General features: G+C 64.1%; 21 protein-coding genes, 1 other RNA gene and 1 pseudogene. 9 read left to right on the plus strand and 14 right to left on the minus strand.

Features of this window, described 5'->3' with window-relative positions; genetic code table 11:
• Positions 1-24: 24 nt before the first annotated feature.
• The 5 genes from F2P45_RS10660 to gyrA all read right to left on the minus strand — a co-directional run bounded on the left by F2P45_RS10660 (position 25) and on the right by gyrA (position 7,077).
• Positions 25-930, minus strand: a complete 906-nt coding sequence (locus F2P45_RS10660) for a prephenate dehydrogenase (protein WP_166874002.1) — start codon at positions 928-930, stop codon at positions 25-27.
• Position 931: 1 nt separating this feature from the next.
• Positions 932-2,038, minus strand: a complete 1,107-nt coding sequence (gene hisC, locus F2P45_RS10665; RefSeq protein ID WP_166874005.1) for a histidinol-phosphate transaminase — start codon at positions 2,036-2,038, stop codon at positions 932-934.
• Positions 2,039-2,084: 46 nt separating this feature from the next.
• Positions 2,085-3,155, minus strand: a complete 1,071-nt coding sequence (pheA, locus tag F2P45_RS10670; protein WP_166874008.1) for a prephenate dehydratase — start codon at positions 3,153-3,155, stop codon at positions 2,085-2,087.
• A 70-nt stretch (positions 3,156-3,225) separates the two neighbouring features.
• Positions 3,226-4,317 carry a 3-phosphoserine/phosphohydroxythreonine transaminase gene (serC, locus tag F2P45_RS10675; protein WP_166874011.1) on the minus strand — a complete coding sequence of 364 codons (1,092 nt, stop codon included), beginning with the start codon at positions 4,315-4,317 and terminating at the stop codon, positions 3,226-3,228.
• A gap of 141 nt (positions 4,318-4,458) precedes the next feature.
• A complete protein-coding gene (gene gyrA, locus F2P45_RS10680) occupies positions 4,459-7,077 on the minus strand; it encodes a DNA gyrase subunit A (protein ID WP_166874014.1) in 2,619 nt (872 codons plus the stop codon).
• 522 nt (positions 7,078-7,599) lie between these two features.
• On the opposite strand from gyrA, the gene ompA reads away from it, so the two are divergent.
• Positions 7,600-8,304: an outer membrane protein OmpA gene (gene ompA, locus F2P45_RS10685; RefSeq protein ID WP_166874018.1), complete on the plus strand. Its 705-nt coding sequence runs from the start codon at positions 7,600-7,602 to the stop codon at positions 8,302-8,304.
• Positions 8,305-8,445: 141 nt separating this feature from the next.
• Here ompA and F2P45_RS10690 read toward each other — a convergent pair whose 3' ends face one another.
• Positions 8,446-9,066 carry a glutathione binding-like protein gene (locus F2P45_RS10690; protein ID WP_166874021.1) on the minus strand — a complete coding sequence of 207 codons (621 nt, stop codon included), beginning with the start codon at positions 9,064-9,066 and terminating at the stop codon, positions 8,446-8,448.
• Positions 9,067-9,229: 163 nt separating this feature from the next.
• Between F2P45_RS10690 and F2P45_RS10695 the strand changes: the two genes are divergently transcribed.
• The 3 genes from F2P45_RS10695 (at position 9,230) to F2P45_RS10705 (ending at position 11,113) form a co-directional block, all read left to right on the plus strand.
• Complete coding sequence (locus F2P45_RS10695; protein WP_229505018.1) at positions 9,230-9,613, plus strand: winged helix-turn-helix transcriptional regulator; 384 nt, start codon at positions 9,230-9,232, stop codon at positions 9,611-9,613.
• A 68-nt stretch (positions 9,614-9,681) separates the two neighbouring features.
• On the plus strand, positions 9,682-10,377 hold the full coding sequence (ubiG, locus tag F2P45_RS10700; RefSeq protein WP_166874026.1) for a bifunctional 2-polyprenyl-6-hydroxyphenol methylase/3-demethylubiquinol 3-O-methyltransferase UbiG: 696 nt from the start codon (positions 9,682-9,684) through the stop codon (positions 10,375-10,377).
• A 28-nt stretch (positions 10,378-10,405) separates the two neighbouring features.
• Positions 10,406-11,113, plus strand: coding sequence for an HAD family hydrolase (locus F2P45_RS10705; protein WP_166874029.1), 708 nt, complete (start codon positions 10,406-10,408; stop codon positions 11,111-11,113).
• A 155-nt stretch (positions 11,114-11,268) separates the two neighbouring features.
• On the opposite strand, the gene F2P45_RS10710 is transcribed toward F2P45_RS10705, so the two are convergent.
• On the minus strand, positions 11,269-11,613 hold the full coding sequence (locus tag F2P45_RS10710; RefSeq protein ID WP_126077019.1) for an energy transducer TonB: 345 nt from the start codon (positions 11,611-11,613) through the stop codon (positions 11,269-11,271).
• Positions 11,614-11,837: 224 nt separating this feature from the next.
• Here F2P45_RS10710 and ssrA point away from each other — a divergent pair.
• Positions 11,838-12,197: a transfer-messenger RNA gene (ssrA, locus tag F2P45_RS10715) on the plus strand.
• Positions 12,198-12,591: 394 nt separating this feature from the next.
• Here the strand turns inward: ssrA and F2P45_RS10720 are convergent.
• The 5 genes and pseudogenes from F2P45_RS10720 to F2P45_RS10740 all read right to left on the minus strand — a co-directional run bounded on the left by F2P45_RS10720 (position 12,592) and on the right by F2P45_RS10740 (position 15,244).
• A complete protein-coding gene (locus F2P45_RS10720) occupies positions 12,592-13,122 on the minus strand; it encodes a hypothetical protein (protein ID WP_166874032.1) in 531 nt (176 codons plus the stop codon).
• A gap of 320 nt (positions 13,123-13,442) precedes the next feature.
• Positions 13,443-13,784, minus strand: a complete 342-nt coding sequence (locus F2P45_RS10725; protein WP_166874035.1) for a response regulator — start codon at positions 13,782-13,784, stop codon at positions 13,443-13,445.
• Between the two features lie 175 nt (positions 13,785-13,959).
• Positions 13,960-14,139 (minus strand): annotated as a pseudogene (locus tag F2P45_RS10730) (sensor histidine kinase); the annotation flags it as partial.
• A gap of 18 nt (positions 14,140-14,157) precedes the next feature.
• Positions 14,158-14,589, minus strand: a complete 432-nt coding sequence (locus F2P45_RS10735; protein ID WP_166874038.1) for a sensor histidine kinase — start codon at positions 14,587-14,589, stop codon at positions 14,158-14,160.
• The gene (locus F2P45_RS10740) at positions 14,561-15,244 is read right to left on the minus strand and encodes a PAS domain-containing protein (RefSeq protein WP_166874041.1); all 684 of its coding nucleotides are present in this window, start codon (positions 15,242-15,244) and stop codon (positions 14,561-14,563) included. Before F2P45_RS10740 ends, F2P45_RS10735 begins: the two co-directional genes overlap by 29 nt.
• 190 nt (positions 15,245-15,434) lie before the next feature.
• Between F2P45_RS10740 and F2P45_RS10745 the strand changes: the two genes are divergently transcribed.
• From F2P45_RS10745 to ampC, 4 genes are all read left to right on the plus strand, one after another.
• The gene (locus F2P45_RS10745) at positions 15,435-15,818 is read left to right on the plus strand and encodes a BlaI/MecI/CopY family transcriptional regulator (RefSeq protein ID WP_166874044.1); all 384 of its coding nucleotides are present in this window, start codon (positions 15,435-15,437) and stop codon (positions 15,816-15,818) included.
• Positions 15,815-17,653: a class D beta-lactamase gene (gene blaOXA / locus F2P45_RS10750; RefSeq protein ID WP_166874047.1), complete on the plus strand. Its 1,839-nt coding sequence runs from the start codon at positions 15,815-15,817 to the stop codon at positions 17,651-17,653. The genes F2P45_RS10745 and blaOXA overlap by 4 nt, the downstream gene beginning before the upstream one ends.
• A 23-nt stretch (positions 17,654-17,676) precedes the next feature.
• Complete coding sequence (gene bla / locus F2P45_RS10755) at positions 17,677-18,537, plus strand: subclass B3 metallo-beta-lactamase (RefSeq protein ID WP_166874050.1); 861 nt, start codon at positions 17,677-17,679, stop codon at positions 18,535-18,537.
• A gap of 74 nt (positions 18,538-18,611) precedes the next feature.
• Positions 18,612-19,745, plus strand: coding sequence for a class C beta-lactamase (ampC, locus tag F2P45_RS10760; protein WP_370663233.1), 1,134 nt, complete (start codon positions 18,612-18,614; stop codon positions 19,743-19,745).
• Between the two features lie 165 nt (positions 19,746-19,910).
• On the opposite strand, the gene F2P45_RS10765 is transcribed toward ampC, so the two are convergent.
• Both F2P45_RS10765 and F2P45_RS10770 read right to left on the minus strand, forming a co-directional pair.
• The gene (locus F2P45_RS10765; RefSeq protein ID WP_166874052.1) at positions 19,911-20,384 is read right to left on the minus strand and encodes a DUF5063 domain-containing protein; all 474 of its coding nucleotides are present in this window, start codon (positions 20,382-20,384) and stop codon (positions 19,911-19,913) included.
• A 60-nt stretch (positions 20,385-20,444) separates the two neighbouring features.
• Entirely contained in the window at positions 20,445-21,011 is a 567-nt protein-coding gene (locus F2P45_RS10770; RefSeq protein WP_188130130.1) for an NADPH-dependent FMN reductase, read from the minus strand.
• Positions 21,012-21,045: the final 34 nt, after the last annotated feature.

Genomic DNA, 21,045 nt, shown 5'->3' on the forward strand with positions numbered 1-21,045 from the left:
CTGGGATTCCTTGAAATGCTGGGTTTATTCGGGACTGCTGTCCTGCGCCGGCGGCGCTTCGGCCGTTTCGATCGCTTCGATCCAGCGGCAGCGCGCCCGCTGGGCGTTGGCGTAGACCGCTTCGATGGCCGCGCCGTCGCTGCTCGCGAGCATGGCGCGTATCGCTGTTAATTGTGCCAGATATGCGTCCAACTCGCCCAATAGGGCCGGCTGGTTGGCCAGCGAGATGTCGCGCCACATCTCGGGCGAGGAGCCGGCGATGCGCGTAAAGTCGCGAAAGCCGCTGGCGGCGTACTGGAACAGCAGCCCGGCGTGGGGCTTGCGGGCGATGTCGTCGACCAGCGCGTACGCCAGCAGATGCGGCAGGTGGCTGACCGAGGCGAACACGGTGTCGTGTTCCTGCGGCGAGAGGGTGTGGATGATGGCGCCGCAGGCGCGCCACGCGGCCGCCACTTTCTCGACGTCGGCAGGCGCATTCTCGGGCAGCGGCGTGAGCACGGTTTTTTTGCCGTGGTACAGATCGACGATGGCGGCATCGGGTCCGTTGGTTTCGCGCCCGGCAATCGGGTGCCCCGGCACGAACTGGCCGACCCGGCCTTTCATCACGGCGCGTGCCGCCGCCACCACGTCGGACTTGGTGCTGCCGGCGTCGGTAACGACCGTACCGGCTTCCAGGTACGGCAGCAGCGACGCCAGGATCGGCGCGGTCTGCGCCACCGGCGCGGCGATCAGCACCAGGTCGGCGCCAAGCATGGCGTCCTGCACCGAGGCCGCCACCTGGTCGATGATGCTTAAGTTCAGCGCGCGCGCCATCGCCTCGGGCGAGCGCCCCACGCCGACCAGGGTGCCGGCCACGCCGGCATGGCGCAGCGCGCGCGCGAACGAGCCGCCGATCAGCCCTACGCCGAAGATGACGACTTTATTGAACACGTCAGGCCAGCGCTTTCTTGAGGGCGGCGAGGAAGATCGCGTTTTCGGCCGGCAGGCCGATCGAGATGCGCAGCCATTGCGGCAAGCCGTAGTTGCCGACCGGGCGCACGATCACGCCTTGCTTGAGCAGCGCCAGGTTCACGCGCGCGCCCGCGCCGTCGTCGTCGCCGACCTTGACCAGCACGAAGTTACCGAACGAGGGCACGTACTGCAGTCCCAGTTCGTCGAAGGCTTCGACGAACTGGGCGTAGCCGGCGGCGTTGTTCTTGGCGCCCTGCTCCAGGAACGGCTTGTCGTTGAGGGCGGCGATGGCCGCGGCCTGCGCCAGCGAGTTGACGTTGAACGGCTGGCGGATGCGGTTCATCAGGTCGGTCAGGGCCGGCTGCGCAATCGCGAAGCCGACGCGCAGGCCCGCCAGGCCGTAGGCCTTGGAGAAGGTGCGCGAGACCAGCAGGTTGGGGTATTTGCGCGCCCACTGGCTTGACTCGAACTGGTGCTCGGGCGCGAGGAATTCGTTGTAGGCCTCGTCCAGCACCACGACCACGTTGGCCGGCACCTTGTCCAGGAATGCTGCGATGCGCGCGGCCGGGATGAAGGTGCCGGTCGGGTTGTTCGGATTGGCGATGAAGACCAGGCGCGTGTCGGCGTCGATGGCGGCCGCCATGGCGTCGAGGTCATGGCCGTAGTCCTTGGCCGGCACCACGATGGCGCGCGCGCCCACGCCCTGGGTGGCCAGCGCGTACACGGCGAACGAGTACTGCGAGTACACCACGGCCTGGCCTTTTTGCACGAAGGCGTGGGCGGCGATTTCGAGGATGTCGTTGCTGCCGTTGCCCAGGGTGATCCAGTCGGCCGGCACCTCGTAGCGTGCCGAGAGTGCGGCTTTCAAATCGAAGCCGTTGGCGTCGGGGTAGCGTCCCAGGTCGGCCACCGCGGCAGCCATGGCTTGCTGGCTCGATGCGGGCACGCCGAACGGGTTTTCGTTCGACGCCAGTTTGACGATGTTCGCTTCGTCGAGGCCGAACTCGCGCGCGACTTCGGCGATCGGTTTGCCCGCCTGGTAGGGAGCGATGGCACGGACGTATTCTGGACCGAATTGCTGGGACATGGTGTTATCTCTGTAGTTGTTTTAAGGTTGTCTTGAACGTTGAAAATCAAAGACTGAGCGGGTACGAGCCGAGCACCTTGAAGAAGGCGGCGTTATCGCGCAGTTCGTCGAGCGCCTTGGCCACCGCCGGGTCCTGCACGTGGCCTTCGATGTCGACGTAGAAGTAGTATTCCCAGGTGCCGATGCGGGCAGGGCGCGATTCGAAACGGGTCATCGAGACGCCGTTCACGGCCAGCGGCGCGAGCAGGTTGTAGACCGCGCCCGCCTTGTTCGGCACCGCCAGCACCAGCGAGGTCTGGTCGCTGCCCGAGGGGTTGGTCTGCAAATGGCCGATGACGGCGAAGCGGGTGCGGTTGTGCGGGTCGTCCTGGATGTGGCCCTTGACCACGCCGAGGCGGTACTGTTCGCCCGCCATTTCGCTGGCAATCGCCGCAATGGTCTCGTCCTTGCTGGCCATGACGGCCGCTTCGGCGTTCGATACCACGGCGCGCCGTTCGATGCCGGGGTAGTTCTGGTTCAGCCAGACCTGGCACTGGGCCAGCGCCTGCGAATGCGCACACACCACCGTCACGCCGTCCATGTTGCCGGTCTTGGTCATGAGGCTGTGGTGCACCGGGATCGAAATCTCGCCGCTGATGATGGTGGTGGTGCCGAGCATCAGGTCGAGCGTGCGGTTGACCGCCCCTTCGGATGAATTTTCGACCGGGACCACGCCGAAATCGGCGGTGCCGGCTTCGGTTGCGCGGAACACTTCATCGATCGAGATGCACGGCAGCCCTTCGATGGCGCTGCCGAACTGCTGGAACGCGGCCTGCTCGGTGAAGGTGCCGGACGGCCCCAGGTAAGCGACGGTGACGCGCTTTTCGAGCGAGCGGCAGGCCGACATGATCTCGCGGAAGATGGTCTGCACTTCGGCCGCCTTGAGCGGGCCCGGGTTGCGGTCGGCCACGCCGCGCAGCACCTGCGCTTCGCGTTCGGGACGAAACACGGGGGCGCTGGTTTCGGCCTTGACGTGGCCGACTTCCTGCGCCAGGCGCGCGCGCTGGCTAAGCAAATTGAGAATCTGCGCGTCGATCGCATCGATCTGTTCGCGCAATGGTGTGAGTTTGTCTGTCATGGATGCGGCGTGGTTTGCGGTGAATCGGGTGTTCGCGTGGGGCGCCAGGCCCCGCATGCTAGTGTCGTGACTAGGTGCGGCCGGCGAACTCGTTCAGATAATCGACCAGGGCTTGCACGCCCTCGATCGGCATCGCGTTGTAGAGCGATGCGCGCATACCGCCCACGGACTTGTGGCCCTTGAGCTGCAGCAGGCCGCGCGCTTTTGCACCGGCCAGGAATTTGTCGTTCAGCGCTTCGTCGCGCAGGTAGAACGGAACGTTCATGCGCGAGCGGCAGTCTTTCGCCACGCGGTTCTGGTAAAAATCGTCGGCGTCGAGCGCCGCGTACAGCAGGCCGGCCTTGGCGATGTTGCGCTGCTCCATGGCGGCCACGCCGCCCTGGCGCAGCAGGTGCGCGAACACCAGGCCGGCGATGTAGATGCCGTAGGTCGGCGGCGTGTTGTACATCGAGTCGTGCGCGGCGACGATGCTCCAGTCGAACGCGGACGGGCAGATCGGCAGCGCGTGCCCGAGCAGGTCTTCGCGCACGATCACCACGGTCAGGCCGGCCGGGCCGATGTTCTTTTGCGCGCCGGCGAAAATGACGCCGTATTTGCTCACGTCGATCACGCGCGACAGAATGTGCGAGGACATGTCGGCCACGATCGGCGTGTCGCCGGCCAGTTCGGGCACGAAGTTGTATTCGACGCCGTCGATGGTTTCGTTGGTGCACAGGTGCAGGTAGGCCGCGCCTGGCGTGAGCTTCCACTCGCTTTGCGGCGGCACCGTGGTAAAGCGCCCCGCCTCGCCGCTGGCGGCCACGTTGACCCTGGCGTAGCGCGCCGCTTCCTTGACCGACTTGCCGGACCAGGAACCGGTGTGCACGAAGTCGATGGTGGCTGGCGCGGGCACGCGCCCGACCAGGTTCATCGGCACGATGGCGTTTTCGCCCAGGCCGCCGCCTTGCAGGAACAGGATCTTGTAGTTGGCGGGGACGTTCAGCAGCAGGCGCAGGTCGCGCACGGCCGCTTGGTAGATCGAGATGAACTCGGGGCCGCGGTGACTCATCTCCATCACCGACAAGCCGCTGCCGTGCCAGTCGAGCATGTCGGCGGCTGCCTCTTGCAGCACTTCCTTGGGCAGGACGGCGGGGCCGGCGGAGAAGTTGTAGATCTGGGTCACGAGGGTCCTTGCGAAAAAGTGGGCTAGGGTGTCGGCCAGGGTGTCATGCCCTTGTCCATGCCTGGTCAAGGCAAGCAAAAAAAATGGGGCCGGCATCATTCTCGCACGAAGTGCGAAAACAAGGCCGGCCCCGCGCCGTTTTTACTCCGGCGGCGTTTCGAGGTCGACGTCTTCGAGGTCGGTTTCCACGATGCGCTGCAAGCCGCTCAACTTGGTGCCGTCTTCGACCGCGATCAGGGTCACGCCTTGCGTGGCGCGGCCCATTTCGCGGATTTCCGACACGCGGGTGCGAATCAGCACGCCGCCGGTGGTGATCAGCATGATCTCGTCGCTCGGTTCGACCAGGGTGGCGGCGACCACGCGGCCGTTACGCTCGCTGGTCTGGATCGCGATCATGCCCTTGGTGCCGCGCCCGTGGCGGGTGTACTCGGTGATCGGAGTACGCTTGCCGAAGCCGTTTTCGGTCGCCGTGAGCACCGACTGCTGCTCGTTCTCGGCCACCAGCAGGGCGATCACGTTCTGGCCCTCTTCCAGGTTCATGCCGCGCACGCCGCGCGCGGTACGGCCCATCGGACGCACGTCGTTCTCGTCGAAGCGCACCGCCTTGCCGGAATCGGAGAACAGCATCACATCGTGCTCGCCGTCGGTCAGCGCGGCGCCGATCAGGAAGTCGCCGTCGTCCAGGTCGACCGCGATGATGCCGGCCTTGCGTGGATTGCTGAAGTCCTTGAGCGGCGTCTTCTTGACGGTACCGAGGCTGGTCGCCATGAACACGTAGTGGTCTTCCGGGAAGGTGCGGTTCACGCCCGACAGCGGCAGCACCACGGTGATCTTCTCGTTGTCCTGCAGCGGGAACATGTTGACGATCGGCTTGCCGCGCGAGTTGCGCGAGCCTTGCGGCACTTCCCACACCTTGAGCCAGTACATGCGGCCGCGGTTCGAGAAGCACAGGATGTAATCGTGCGTGTTGGCGATGAACAGCTGGTCGATCCAGTCTTCTTCCTTGGTCGCCATGGCCTGCTTGCCGCGTCCACCGCGTTTTTGCGCGCGGTATTCGGAGATCGGCTGCGACTTCATGTAGCCGGTGTGCGACAGGGTCACGACCATGTCCTGCGGCGTGATCAGGTCTTCGGTTTCCAGGTCGGTGGCATTGTGCTCGATGGTCGAACGGCGCACGTCCTTGTTGCCGACGCCGTACTCGTTCATGATCAGGGTCATTTCGTCGGTGATGATGACGGTGACGCGCTCCGGCTTGGCCAGGATGTCGAGCAGGTCGGCGATGTGCGCCATGATGTCTTTGTACTCGTTGACGATCTTGTCCTGCTCAAGGCCGGTCAGGCGCTGCAGGCGCATCTGCAGGATCTCTTGCGCCTGTTCGTCGGACAGCTTGTACTGGCCATCGGGCTGCATGCCGTAGTGCTTCGGCAGGTGCTCCGGACGGAACGCCTCGACCCCGCCGACGGTGGTGCCTTCGGCGGTACGCAGCAGCATTTCGCGCACCAGCGACGAATCCCAGGCGCGCGCCATCAGTTCGGTCTTGGCGATCGGCGGCGACGGCGCGGCCTTGATGATGGCGATGAAATCGTCGATATTGGCAAGGGCGACGGCCAGGCCTTCGAGCATGTGGCCGCGTTCGCGCGCCTTGCGCAGTTCGAACACGGTGCGGCGCGTGACCACTTCGCGGCGGTGCGACAGGAAGCACTGCAGCATCTGCTTGAGGTTCAGCAGTTTCGGCTGGCCGTTGACCAGCGCGACCATGTTCATGCCGAAGGTGTCCTGCAACTGGGTCTGCTTGTACAGATTGTTGAGGACCACTTCCGGCACTTCGCCGCGTTTCAGTTCGATCACCACGCGCATGCCCGACTTGTCGGACTCGTCGCGGATGTCGGAAATGCCTTCGAGCTTCTTGTCGCGCACATTCTCGGCGATGCGCTCGAGCAGGGACTTCTTGTTCACCTGGTACGGCAGCTCGTCGACGATGATCGCGATGCGGCCGCCATCCTTGCCGTATTCCTCGAAGTGGGTCTTGGCGCGCATGACCACGCGGCCACGGCCGGTGCGGTAGCCGTCGCGCACGCCCGAGACGCCGTAGATGATGCCGGCGGTCGGGAAGTCAGGCGCCGGGATGATCTCGATCAGCTCGTCGATGGTGCAGTCGGGATTGCGCAGCACGTGCAGGGCGCCGTTGACGATCTCGGTCAGGTTGTGCGGCGGGATGTTGGTCGCCATGCCGACCGCGATGCCGGACGAGCCGTTGATCAGCAGGTTGGGAATCCGGGTCGGCAGCACCGTCGGTTCTTTTTCCTTGCCATCGTAGTTGGGCTGGAAATCGACCGTGTCCTTGTCGATATCGGCCAGGATCTCGCCGGCGATCTTGTCGAGGCGGCACTCGGTGTAACGCATGGCCGCGGCGCTGTCGCCATCGACCGAACCGAAGTTGCCCTGGCCATCGATCAAGGTGTAGCGCAAGGAGAAATCCTGGGCCATGCGCACCAGCGTGTCGTAGATCGACGCGTCGCCGTGCGGGTGGTACTTACCCATGGTTTCGCCGACCACGCGCGCGCACTTGACGTACGGGCGGTTGTACACGTTGTTCATTTCGTGCATGGCGAACAAGACGCGGCGGTGCACCGGCTTCAAGCCGTCGCGCACATCCGGCAAGGCGCGGCCCACGATCACGCTCATCGCGTAATCGAGGTAGCTCTTGCGCATCTCTTCTTCGAGGGAAATGGGGATTGTTTCTTTTGCGAATTGATCCATTGGCGGGACTGATCTCAGGCTGTGGTTATATTAGCTGTACGCAAATGCTGGGACAGCGACAGCGGCATGTCAGCGCACTGTTCGACGTCCCCTGCTGCATGTTCGATGCCGCCAGTGCGGCAGGTGCACAACCTTGGTGCGCCCGCCAACTTAGCTACAGACAAGCGTGGGATTTTAGCATGCGCCGTATGGCAGTTGCGCAAATCCTAAATGGTAGGCAATGCAATGAGCGTGATCGAAATCATAAAAACGTTCACATTTTGTCAACCCGATGATGACTCGCCAGACACGATGTTGCACGAAAACAACGTGATGCACCACATTGCGGCACGATTGTTTTAACAGCCTTCGTGCTAATTAAGCGCCTGTGGCAAAATGGCCCAGAAGTTAATTGCCTGTTTCACAAGCTGTCACGAAACTGTCACGGGTAATGGCTGGGGCAAGCTGTTACTATCTTGTCCACGCTCGAAAAGTTGCGCAGCTATAAAGCTGCGGATATCACCCCCGAAAGGAAGAAAAACTATGAAAAAACTCGTCTCGCTCATGCTCGCGGCCTCCGCGATTGCAGGCAGCGCACTGGCACAACAGTCGCCTCCGTTCGCTCCTGTAACCACCGACATCATGGCACCGAAGCCAAACAGCGCCTATGTCCAGGATGCCCGTGGCGTGATCGCGCGCGATCCTTTCGGCCTGTGCTGGCGCACTGGCTACTGGACGCCGGCCGATGCCGTTCCAGGTTGCGACCTTCCCCTGTGCGTCGAGCCGGCGAAACTGGAAAACGGCAAATGCGTCACGCCGCCAGTGGCCGTGGTACAGCCGCCGATCACCCCGGATGCCAAGCCAGCCCAGCCTCCAACCCCAGTCGTGACATCGGAAAAAGTGAGTTTCTCCGCTGACGCGCTGTTCGACTTCGACAAGTCGGTCCTGAAAGCCGAAGGCAAGAGCAAGCTGGACGACCTGAGCTCGAAACTGCAAGGCGTGAACCTGGAAGTCATCATCGCTGTCGGCCACACCGACGCGGTCGGTACCGATGCGTACAACCAGAAGCTGTCGATCCGCCGCGCCGAAGCTGTCAAGGCTTACCTGCAAGCCAAAGGCATCGAAGCGAACCGCATCTACACCGAAGGCAAGGGCGAAACGCAGCCAGTGGCAGACAACAAGTCCGCTGAAGGCCGCGCCAAGAACCGCCGCGTTGAAGTTGAAGTCGTCGGCACCCGCGCCAAGTAAGCTGCGCGCCTGACAGATTGTTCGCCCCGGCCGCTCGGCCGGGCGGGCAAGCTGACTGGGACGACGATGCATCGTCAAAAAAACACCCCTCGCGCAGGGGTGTTTTTTTGCCCGCTCGCTGCGCAGCGGCAGCGGCGATCCTCAGCCCTGCGCGCCGGGCACGGCGAGTCCTTCCGCCAGCAGTGCCTGCCGCACCGCCGCGCGCGCCGCCACCCGCGCCATGTACGCCTTCAATGCCGGCACGGCGTCGAGCCCGATGCCGAAGTCGGTGGCCCAGCGGGTCACGGCGAACACATACGCATCCGCCACTGAAAACCGCGGCCCCAGGAGAAAGGCGCGGCCATCGGCCAGCAGGCTGTCGAGATAGCCCAGTTTTGCGATCACCGGACGCTGCGCATCGACGCGCCCGGCGCCCTCGGCCAGGTAAAACAGCGGCGTATACGCCTTGGCATAATCGGACGACACATAATTCAATATCTCGTGCAGGCGGGCGCGCTCCAGGGTGCCGCCGGGCGGCGCCAGCGCGGGCGCGTGCCGCTCGGCCAGATACTGCAGCACCGCCACGCCCTCGGTCAGCACCACCCCATCGCCGATGTCGATGGCCGGCACGCCGCCCTTCGGGTTGATGGCATAGTAATCGGCGCCGTCGGCCAGCCGATGCCGGCGCAGGTCGACCTTGATCAATTGGTGAGGCACACCCGCCTCGCACAGCACGATATGCGGCGCCAGCGAGCAAGCGCCAGGGGAATAATACAGCTTCATCAGGACGATCCTTTCGGTGCAGAAGAAGATCCGTATAATAGCCGCCATGGTTACCAAAGGATACCAAGTAACCCAAGGTAAGAAGAAGAATCCGGTTTCCGTTTGGTAACTAAGTCACCGCACGGTAAGCCACTGATGGGGAGCGGTCGCGATGGCCTTAAAGATGCGCAAGAGTAAAGTCGTCATGCCGATACCGCGCTGCGCGGTGGGCACCTGCATGTGGCTGCTGGGCGGCGCATGGACCCCGACCCTGCTGTGGAACCTGAGCGGCGGTGCGCGCCGTTTCGGCGAGCTGCGCGCCGACATTCCCGGCATTTCCGCCAAGGTCCTGTCGGGCCGGCTGAAAGACCTGGAAGAGAAAGGCGTTGTCATCCGCACCCTGATGGCCACCTCGCCGCCCTCGGCCGAATACAGCCTGTCCGTGCTGGGGCGCGAACTGCTTCCGGCCATCAACGAAATCGCCCGCATCGGCGAACGGCTCAAGGTGGAGCAGGAGAGCGGCAAGATCAGCATCGACGCGAGCGCTGCCGGGAAGGGTCATGACTGAGGGCGGCGGCGGGATTTTTTTGTGCATGCGTCCGTCGCATTCCCCGATTTCCCGCTATTATTCCGCGTATGAATGCCGATCCTCTAGAAATCCAGAAATTTAGCGAACTTGCCCACCGCTGGTGGGACCCGACGTCCGAGTTCAAGCCCTTGCACGAGATCAACCCGCTGCGCCTCGAATGGATCAACGCCCGCGCCGCGCTATCCGGCAAGAAAGTGATCGACATCGGCTGCGGTGGCGGCATCCTGACCGAATCGATGGCGCGCAAAGGCGCCGACGCCACCGGCATCGACCTGTCCGACAAAGCGCTCAAGGTCGCCGACCTGCACAGTCTCGAATCCGGGGTGCAGGTGCGTTACGAACTGATCGCCGCCGAAGACATGGCCGCGCGCGAAGCGGGCCAATACGACGTCGTCACCTGCATGGAAATGCTCGAGCACGTGCCCGATCCGGGCGCCATCGTGAAAGCCGCCGCGACCCTGGTCAAGCCGGGCGGGCATGTGTTTTTCTCGACCATCAACCGCAATCCGAAGGCCTATCTATACGCCGTGGTCGGGGCCGAATACCTGCTGCGCATGCTGCCCAAGGGCACCCATGACTACGGCAAATTCATCACCCCGTCCGAACTGGCGCAATTCGTGCGCGCGGCCGGTCTCCAGGTAGACGGCCTCAAGGGCATGACCTACAATCCGCTGACCAAGATCTACTCCCTGAACCAGGACACCAGCGTCAACTACCTGCTTGCCTGCAGCCGCCCCCTGTAAAGCCCTCCTCGACCGCCGAGCCGCCGCCATGACCTTCCCCCCTTCCCCAGCGGCGCCGCGCGCCGTCCTGTTCGACCTCGACGGCACCCTGGCCGACACCGCGCCCGACCTCGCGGCGGCGGTCAACCGCCTGCGCGCCGACCGCGGCCTCGAGCCGACTCCGTACGCCCTGCTGCGCCCGACCGCCTCGGCCGGCGCGCGCGGCATGATCGGCGCCGCCTTCGGCCTTGCGCCAGGCGATGCCGGCTACGAAGCCTTGCGGGTGAAATGGTTCGACTACTACCAGGCCGACATGGCATCGCACAGCACCCTGTTCGGCGGCGTGCCCGAACTGCTCGCCGGCATCGGCGAGGCCGGCATGGCGTGGGGCATCGTCACCAACAAACCGGCGCGCTTCACCGACCCCTTGATTCCCCTGATCGGGCTCGCGCACGCCGGCTGCATCGTTTCCGGCGACACCACAGCGCACGCCAAGCCGCACCCGTCGCCGCTGCTCGAAGGCGCGCGCCGGCTCGGCATGGCGCCGGAACAGTGCTGGTATGTGGGAGACGACTTGCGCGACATCGAAGCCGGGCGCGCGGCCGGCATGGTCACCGTCGCCTGTGCCTGGGGCTACTGCGGCGCGGTCGAGCAGACCCAATGGGGCGCCGACTACCTGCTCGACACGCCGCAGGATCTGCTGGAATTGCTGCGCACAACGGTTGCTGCCACGACGCCGGCGGCACTGGTGGCGTAAAGCGCGGCGGCCGGCGGGCTGTTTCGTCCTGACGGGTGTCGCCGCACGCCGCCAAAACAAAACGCCTGGCCCCGCTTTTTCAAGCAGCGGCCAGGCGTTATTGATTCCACGAGAGACGATGCGCCCTTACTGGCGCATGGTCCGGCGCTGATCGATCAGCTCAGGGTCCAGTTGTATTCCACTTTGGTCCAGGTGCTGTCAGGACGGCCGTCTTTGCTGCCCGGCTTGAATTTGCAGGCGCTGATGGCGCTCATTGCAGCCTTGTCCAGGCTCTTGAAACCGCTGGTCTTGTCCAGTTTCGCTTCCAGCACTTTGCCTTCGGCCGACACCAGGAAAGCCATGCTGACCACGCCCTGCTCTTCGTTCATCAACGATGCTTTAGGATAGTCGGCCTTGCAGCTTTTGGCGTCGAACACCGCTGGTACGTCAGCTGCGAATGCCACGTTGGCGCTGGCTGCTACGATCAGTGCTGCGCAAAGGCGGAAGGTCGTCTTGGTCATCATGATGCTGTTCTCCTGGAGATGGGTTAGAGGGTTTGACTTGACTGCGAAGCCATCGTCACAGCCAAGAGAATAGCTGCAAAAGTTCCATGTGGCAATTTATTTGATGCGTTTAAGCAATTTTGTTTTCTTTTGTGGTCATTTTTTGACAGGTTAGCCACGAGTTTTGGCTTGACACGAGAGTGGCACAGTGATGTGGATTTGAGGTACAATGGCTGTTCTGTGGGGGCGACCTGGTTTCGACGTGGGTTGCAAAGCAGCGCAGGGCATACCGAGGGCGGGCTACCTCGTAAATACAACCTGAAAAACTTAACTGCAAACGATAACTCGTACGCACTCGCAGCTTAATTGCTGCTAGCTCTAGAACACCTCGTCCCTGGGGTGGGCCGTCAAAAGCTCTAGAGTCATTTACAGGGACTCGTCTTGAACTGGGTTACTTAGTTCCGGACTAAATAATAGGTAACTCGCTTGTACACAGCGTGCACGTCCGCGTTGTACCGGTTAAATTAAATGGCAGTGCTAAGTATGTAGAACTGTCTGTAGAGTGCTTGCGGACGCGGGTTCGATTCCCGCCGCCTCCACCATAGCATCCTAAAAAACCGCCCACTGGGCGGTTTTTTTTCGCTTGCGCCAGCGGGCGGCGGGAATCGAAGCCGCGGGACGCGGGGCGTAGTGGGGAATTCGCCGGGCATGCCCGGCGCCCACGAAGCGACTTGCGCTTGCAAGCGCAAGGCTCTCCGATTCCCTGACTAGAGGGAAATCGCTGCGCGATTTCTTGCCTTTCGCCTCTGCCCGTCCGAAAAATCGCCCGAAGGGCGATTTTTTCCTCAGTGAATCATGATCTCTAGAATCACTGAGCCATCAGAAAACCAAACCGAGAACTCCGGCGATTCTGTCGCGGCGGGCGTGTGCTCGCCTCTCGGTCAGCAACCCAAGCGAAACACCTTCGGCGCCCATAGCCCCACCGCGACCAAGCCCTCACCCTCCCCGCAACTTCTCAAGTATCGTCAAATCATAAGCGGCCCGCTCAAGCGGCCTGCTCAGCGGCGAGTCCTCGATTTCAAACGCGGGCATCTGCATCGGCGAATTGGGAAGATGTGGAGGACTCGTGTGATAAATCAGCCACTGCTTCGGATAGTCCTGAGAGCGCGCCATCTTAAAGCCGGAGCCAACAACCATTACGGTTTCCGGCGCCACGCCGCGCCCGCATGAGGAGATCCCCGAGTCGATCACAAACGTATCCCCGGCCTTCAAGGTTCCCTTGAACACCCGGTCGACCCGAAACCTGGCGCGCTCGAATTTCATCTTGAAGTCCGGATAAGGCGGCTTGGCTTCATGCACCATTTTCACGTCGATCACGGTAGCCGCCACGACAAACTGCGCGCCATCAAAATTGGACTTCACCCGGCGCGGTGTCTCCGCCCAAAACTCAGCTGCCAGGGGCTGGCAAGCCATCGCGCCGGGCGCGGCAAACTGGGAGGCAATCAAACAAGCTAAAACGATTCGCATCGGCTGCGGCTCTATAAAGGAGATTCAAAATGGGCGAGAAAGCGATCAAGCCAGTAGATATTGCCAACAGCAATGCAATCAACTGTTTGCAGCACAACGCCATGTGGCATCGCCATCAACTTATCCTATTTTTACCAAAACGACAACAAGCGCAGTCCCGCGTCCGAATCGTAACGTCAATAATTATTCAATTTTTGCCCCCGGCATCTGTGCTGAGCGACGGTGCCTTGGATTCCCGCCTGCGCGGGAAGTCATTTCTGCCAATGACAGGAATGACGGAGCTTCAGCCAGCGGCCTTCACATCCAGACCGGCTCCAAGCTCAACCCCTGAGCAGTATCTTTGTCAGCGCAGCGATATCCACCGGCTTCACCAGATGATGATCGAAGCCCGATGACTTGGCCAGCAAACGATCCTGTTCCTTGCCATACCCGGTCAGCGCGATCAGCTTGGCGGTATGCCTGCCAGGGGTAGCGCGCAGGCGGCGCGCCAGTTCGTAGCCATCCATCCCCAGCAAACCGATATCGAGGATAAACACATCGACCGGCTCCCGCGCCGCCAGGCGCAGGCCAGCGTCCCCATCGCCGACCACGCGCACCTGATACCCCTGGGCGCCGATCAGCGCCGCCAGCGACTGCGCGCCGTCGGCGGTTATCGTCGACAATCATCACCCTCGGCAAGCTTGCCCCATGCAAAGGCGCAGCCTCAACGGCGCCAGCCAGCGCGCCGTCCTGCGCCGACGAGACAGCGCCCGGATCACCCCCGCCCGCCACCTCCAACAACGGCAAGCGGACAACAAAACTCGAACCCCTGCCGAGCCCATCACTGATCGCCTGCACGCTGCCCTGATGCAGCTCGACGATGCGCTTGACCAGCGCCAGCCCGACGCCCAGGCCGCCCTGGATGCGGTCGGGTGTGCGCTCTGCCTGGATAAACAAGTCGAACACATGCGGCAGCAGGCCGGCGTCGATCCCGATGCCATTGTCGGTGACCGTGATGCACGCCGCCCCGTCCTGCATCTGCAGGGACAAGGCGATCTACCCGCCCGGCGCCGTGTACTTGGCGGCATTGTTAAGCAGATTGACGATCGCCTGCACCAGGCGCGTCTTGTCGCCCTGCGCGAACAGGTGCTCCGGCGGCAGCGCCACCGTCAAATGATGCCTGCGCGCCTCGATGCCCGGGCGCGCCTGCTCGACCGCGCTGTGCAGCGCCGCATGCAGATCGATCACCACGCGCTCGATCTGCACCAGGCCGCTGGTCACGCGCGACACATCGAGCAGATCATCGACCAGATTGGTCAGATGGCCGACCTGGCGCAAGATGATCTCGCCCGATTTTTGCACGCGCTGCGGATCGGACTTGCCCAGGATGAGCAGCTGGGCCGCGCTGCTGATCGGCGCGAGCGGGTTGCGCAGCTCATGCGCCAGCATGGCCAGGAATTCATCCTTGCGCTGGCCGGCCTGGCGCAACGGCGGCGCCCGGCGCGGCGGCGCCCGGCGCGCACCACTCGCGCACCCCGTCCAGGGTAGCGGCGGCATGGTCGACGGTAGCGTAGCCGACCCTGCCGGCGCCGAGCGCCTCGCCGAGGATGGCGGCCGCCGCGTCCGCGATATCGTCGACTGCCTTGAGATCGCGCAAGGCGTTGGCCAGCGCGGCCAGCACATCGCGCAGCGAGCCCTTGAGCGACACATCGGCGCCGCTCACTTCCTCGGCCGAGTGGATGATGTAAAGAAGCGTGCCATCGGCATGCAGGACCGGCATGTTGACCGGCTTCCAGTAGCGGGGCAGAAAGACGCTGCCGCCGGCTTCGATTGCCACGTCATAGCGTTGAATCTCCATCCTGTCCACGCAAGCGCCGGCAAGCACCCGTTGCAGCGATGCGCGCAGTTTGGCGACCCCGTCCGCAAGCGGATCCTGTGGATCGCCGGGAAACGCATCGAAAACATGCAAACCAAGAATATCCGACGCGACCCGCCCGACGATGCGCACATACGCCGCATTGGCCGCGAGCACGATCAGCGCCGCCGGCATGATGAGATAGGGCGTTGGAAGCGCCTGGAAGAATGGCCCGAAATCGAGCGGCGCCTGCCCGGCGTTGTGCGGGAATATCACGGGTTCATCCATTCACAATCCACTTCCACATCGTGCGCTGAGGGTTTCTGTCCGGACGCCATTTTACCAATCATGCGCTGCCTGACGGGGACTGTTGGCAGTGCGCGATGCGCTCGCCCAACGCCGAGCCGCATCATCGCGCTTGACGTTTATGCGACGGATGTCACATAATGGTGGCATTCGTCGCACCTTTAAAGATCCCATGGCCATTCCCTCCATTTCCGAACTGATCGTCCTCAAATCCCTGTGGCGGCAGCAGCCCCTGAGCGCGCGCGAAATCCACCAGCAGGTCGAAGCCGAACTTGGCTGGTCCTACTCCTCGACGCGCAAGACCCTCGAACGCATGCTGGAAAAGGGGTCGATCATCCAGTCCACCCTGCACGGCGTGCAAGTCTACGAAGCCGTGCTGGAAAAAGTCGGCACCCTCGCCTCCTTCGCGCACGACTTCGGCAAACGGGTGATGGAGATGGACGCGCCTTTGCCGGTCACCATGTTCACCGGCAGCAAGCTCGTCGATGACGCCGAGCTCACCCGGCTCGAACAACTGCTGCACGACTGGCCCGACGACAACGGTGACGACAAATGAGCCCGGCCGAGCTCTTGATGTCGCGCTTCCTGCTGGCCAGCGGCGGTTGCCTCGCTGCCGGCCTGGCCGTGTGGGCGGTCACCACGCTGTGCCGGCGCAGGCTGCCCGATTTTGCCGCGCAGCGCTCCCTGTGGCTGCTGAGCCAGATCACGATCGTGGCGGCCTTCCTGGTGATCCTGCTGCCGCACAGCGAACGGCTGCGCATCATTCCGCAGATCGACCTGGAGAGTGCCACGCAAAGCGGCGTGGCCAGCGCCAACACCACGGCAACCAAGGCGCCGGCCACCGGCACCCCGGCCAGCAGCGGCGCGCCGGCCAGCGAGACAAGCTGGCTGGCCAGCGGCGCGCAAGCCTGGCTGCTGATCTACCTGCTCGGGCTGGGCTATGCGATCGGCAAGCTGGTGCACGCGCGGCGCATGCTCAACGGCCTGGCCGCAGCCGGATCGCGGATGGACGCGCGCCACCCGCACGACGGCTTTGCCGGTTCCGCGCAAGCGGCCCGCACACCGGACGTGATCGAAGTCGACGCCCCCATCTCGCCCATGCTGTTCGGCCTCATCAAACCGCGCCTGCTGCTGCCGCGCCACCTGCGCAGCCTGGCGCCGGTGCAGCAGCAATTGATCGTCGCCCACGAACTGACCCACCTGCGGCGCCACGACCTGCAATGGATGAGCGCCGGCGTGCTGCTCCAGACCCTGCTCTGGTTCAACCCCTTCATGCGCCTGCTGCGGGTGAACCTGTCCTGGGCGCAAGAACTCGGCTGCGACCGCGACGTGTTGCGCGGACGGCCGCAGCTCCAGCGCAAGGCCTACGCGGCGGCCCTGGTGGCGCAACTGCGCTTGCAGCACCACACGGTCGCGACGGCGCTGGCCTTCGGCGGTGTCAGCGAGCGCAGCGTGGCGGCGCGCATCGCGCTGATCCGCGAACCGGCCAGCGCCCCGCGTCGCCCGTGGGCACGCTGCGCCGCGCTCGCCAGTCTGGCCGGCATCGTGCTGGGCAGCCTTGCCTTCCAGCCAGCGCTGGCCTGGCGCATCGACGCCGCCCCGCATGCGGCACAGAAGGCATCGCCGGCCAGCGCCAGCACATCCTCCGTCGTGCTGAGCTGCACGGCAATGATCGACGCCGCCAGCGGCCAGCGGCTGGTGCACGAAGGCCAGTGCGACGAGCGCGTGACGCCGGCGTCGACCTTCAACATTGCCGTCAGCCTGATGGGCTACGACAGCGGCTTTTTGCGCGACGAACACGCCCCGGTACTGGCGTTCAAGGAGGGCTATGCCGACTGGAACGATTCCTGGCGCGCGAGCACCGACCCGACCAGCTGGATGCGCAATTCCACCGTGTGGTACGCCCAGCAAGTCAGCGCCCACCTTGGCGCGGCGCAATTTCAGCGCTACATCAATGACTTTGACTACGGTAACCGCGAGGTCCTGGGCGAGGCCGGCGACGACAATGCCCTCCCGCTGTCGTGGATCAGTTCGACCCTGGCCATCTCGCCCGTCGAACAGCTTGCCTTCCTGCGCAAAGTGGTCAACCGCGAGCTCGGGCTGGCGCCGGCGGCGTACGACATGACCGCCCGCATCACCCGGCTCGACAAGCTGCACAACGGCTGGGAAATCCACGGCAAGACCGGCACCTCGGCGCCGGTCAGCGTCGCCGGACCCGATGACGCCCAGCACGAATACGGCTGGTTTGTCGGCTGGGCGAGCAAGGGCGGCCGCACCGTGATCTTCGCGCGCCTGGTGCTCGATCCGCGCCAGGAAGGGCACGCCGCCGGCACCAGAACCAAAAAAGCCTTCCTGCGCGACCTGCCCGCCCGCCTGGACGCGCTCAATTAAACCCACCTCATCACGGAGACAACATGAAACACCTGCTCATCGCCACCCTGCTGGCCGCCTCGCCGCTCACGCCAGCGCTGGGCGCCGACTGGAACGACCCGCAAGAACCGTTCGCCCTCTACGGCAACACCTACTACGTCGGCGTGCGCGGCCTGAGCTCGGTGCTGATCACCTCCCCTGCCGGACACATCCTGATTGACGGCGGCAGTCCCAAGTCGGCCGTCCAGATCGTGCAGCACATCGGCCAGCTGGGATTCAAGATCGCGGACGTGAAATACATTCTCAATTCGCACGAGCACTTCGACCATGCCGGCGGCATTGCCGAACTGCAGCGTCTGTCGGGCGCCACCGTGCTGGCCAGCGTGCACGGCGAGCAAGTCCTGCGCACCGGCGCGACCAGCAAGGGCGACCCGCAATACACCAACCTGCCGCCAACGCAAGCCCCCGTGGCCAAGACGCGCGCCGTCAAGGATGGCGAGATCGTCAAGCTCGGCCCGCTGTCGGTCAGCGCGCACTACACGCCGGGCCACACGCAGGGCGGCACCAGCTGGACCTGGCGCTCGTCCGAGGGGGGCAAGACGGCCGCCATGGTGTATGCCGACAGCCTGAACGCGATCAGCGCCGGCCCCTTCCGCTACAGTGCCAGCAAGACCTACCCGCGGGCGCGCGCCGAGCTCGAAAAGTCGATCGCCACCGTTGCCGCGTTCGATTGCGATGTGCTGGTGTCGGCCCATCCGGAAGGCAGCGGCCTGTGGGAGCGCCTGGCGCAACAGCCCACGCTGGGCAACGCCGCCTTTATCGACCGCAACGCCTGCCGCGCTTACGCCGGCGCTGCGCGTGACCGGCTGGCAAGCAAGCTGGCCGCCGAAGCCGCTCAAAAGTAAACCCCTTCGCAGCGACCACCGCCATCAGAAAAGGAAGCACCGCCTTGTCCACTTCGCCGAAAAAATCCACCAGCATCATCACCCTGGCCCTCATCGCGGCATGCTGCGCGCCCCTGGCCAGCCAGGCTGCCGACGACAGCACGCGCCTGCGCGCCATGGTCGACCAGGCCATCCGCCCCATCATGGCCGAGCACGAGGTACCGGGCATGGCGGTGGCCGTGACGGTGGGCGGCAAGGCCTATTTCTTCAATTACGGCCTGGCTTCGATCAAGGACCAGACGCCGGTGAGCGAGACGACGCTGTTCGAACTGGGCTCGATCAGCAAGACCTTGACGGCAACGCTGGCCTCGTACGCGCAGGCGAGCGGCAAACTGTCGCTGGACGCGCATCCGAGCGCCTACATGGCGCAGCTGAAAGGCAGCGACATCGACAAGGCAAGCGTGCTCAACCTGGGAACCTACACCGCCGGCGGCTTGCCGCTGCAGTTTCCCGAAGCCGTCAAGGACGCGCACATGGCCGACTACTTCCGGCAATGGCAAGCGCAAGCGGCGCCCGGCACGCAGCGCCGCTATTCCAACCCCAGCCTGGGCCTGTTCGGGCATGTGACCGCGCTGGCCCTGGGCAGCGATTTTGACGAGGCGATGAACCAGCTGTTCGCGCAACTTGGCCTGAGCAGCAGCTACCTGCGCGTGCCGCCGGGCGCGGTGGCCAACCAGGCCTGGGGCTACGACGAGGACAAGCAGGCACGCCGCATGGACCCGGGCGTACTGGCGGCGCCAACCTACGGCGTGCATTCGAGCAGCGCTGACATGATCGGCTTCATGCAGGTCAACATCGCACCGGAGCAGCTGGACGAGCCGGCGCGGCGCGCGGTGCAAGGCACGCATGTCGGCTACTTCAAGGTGGGGGCGATGGTGCAGGGCCTCGGCTGGGAGCAATATCCCTGGCCCGTCAGCCTCAAGCGCCTGCAGGCCGGCAACTCGCGCAGCATGATCACCCAAGCCAACGCCGCCAGGCGCATCGGCGCGCCCAAGGCGCCGTCCGCGCCGACCCTGTTCAACAAGACCGGTTCCACGGGCGGATTCGGCAACTACGTTGCATTCGTTCCGGCGAAGAAGATTGCCGTCGTGATCCTGGCCAACAAGAACTATCCGATTCCGGACCGCATCAAAGCCGGACACGCGATCCTGGAGCAGCTTGCGCCATAAGGCATGATCAGGCCGGGGCGGCGACGCCGTTCCCGGCCGACCCCTGGCACTTTGCACACGAGGACATGGTGTTCGATGCGCGCCGGACAGCGTCGCGCCGGCTTACAACAAGCTCATGCGCGGGAACGGATTTTAGCGGCGGGGACGATTGGCACGACACGGTTTTCAGGCGGCGGACGGACATGGCCGGCCCTGTTCCCAGCACTGCAATACATGCAAGGCACTGGCGGCATGGCTGCCCCAATGAATACTGAAGTGCTCGCGCCAATAAAACACGGCGGCATCGGGATTGCCGCCATCGAGCAGATTGAGGCCGTGCTTGAGGTTACGCCAGATATCGGCCAGGTCGTCGGCCAGGTCGCCGATCATCATTTCGCCGCACCCGGCATCGAGCGTATTGGCGCTCTGCGAGTAGTAATTGACCGGAAGCACTCCGAAGCGCGCGAACATCGCTTGCCACGCGTCATACGACACCCCGGCTGCCTCATCGCCCCAGTCGCAATCGCGCAGCGGCAGATCGAGCGCTTGCGCATACAAGCGCGCCAGGTGCCGGCGGGCGATCGGCACCTGCGCCTCGCCCGGCTGCAAATCGCCTTCGGCCCACTGGCAAAAATCGCGGGCCGATTGCGCAAATACCATGCTGCTGTCCATGCTAACCCTTTTTTCAAGCAGCCATGTGAGGGGAACACGCGAGATTCATCATGGCGCGAGTTCCGTTCCAGTGGCCAGCACCAGCGCCTCGATGGCCGCCAGCAACGGCCCGGCCAGCGCCGGATCAGCCACCATGCGCGCGGCATCGAATCCCTTGTTGGCCACAGCAATCAACGGCGAAGCCGCTGCGATCACGGTCCAGCCCATCGTCGTGACGATCTCAGCCAGCGCCGCCTGCGCATGCAACGCCCGCGCCGAGGTGTTGATCAGCGCCACCGGCTTGCTGCCCAGCTCGGCGCAGCCAACCAGCCAATCCAGCGCATTCTTGAACGCACCGGGCACGCCGTGCGCGTACTCCGGGCTAGCCACGATGATGCCATCGGCCGCGCCCAGCAAGCCGCGCAGCTCGCGCACGGCTGGCGGCGGATCGGACTCGCTATCGGGATTGAAGAACGGCAACTCACCCACGCCCTCGTACAGCACGATGCGCACCCCGGCGGGCGCCAGGGCGCAGGCCGCGCGCAGCAGCGTGGTATTGGCCGAGTCGCGCCGCAGGCTGCCGGAAAGAGCGATCAGGATGATCATGCGTGGAGCGCTGTCGATGGAATTGAACATCGTAACAGAGTCCCACGGAACGGCGCCATGACGG

This window comes from Massilia mucilaginosa (assembly GCF_011682145.1).
GTDB lineage: Bacteria > Pseudomonadota > Gammaproteobacteria > Burkholderiales > Burkholderiaceae_D > Telluria_A > Telluria_A mucilaginosa.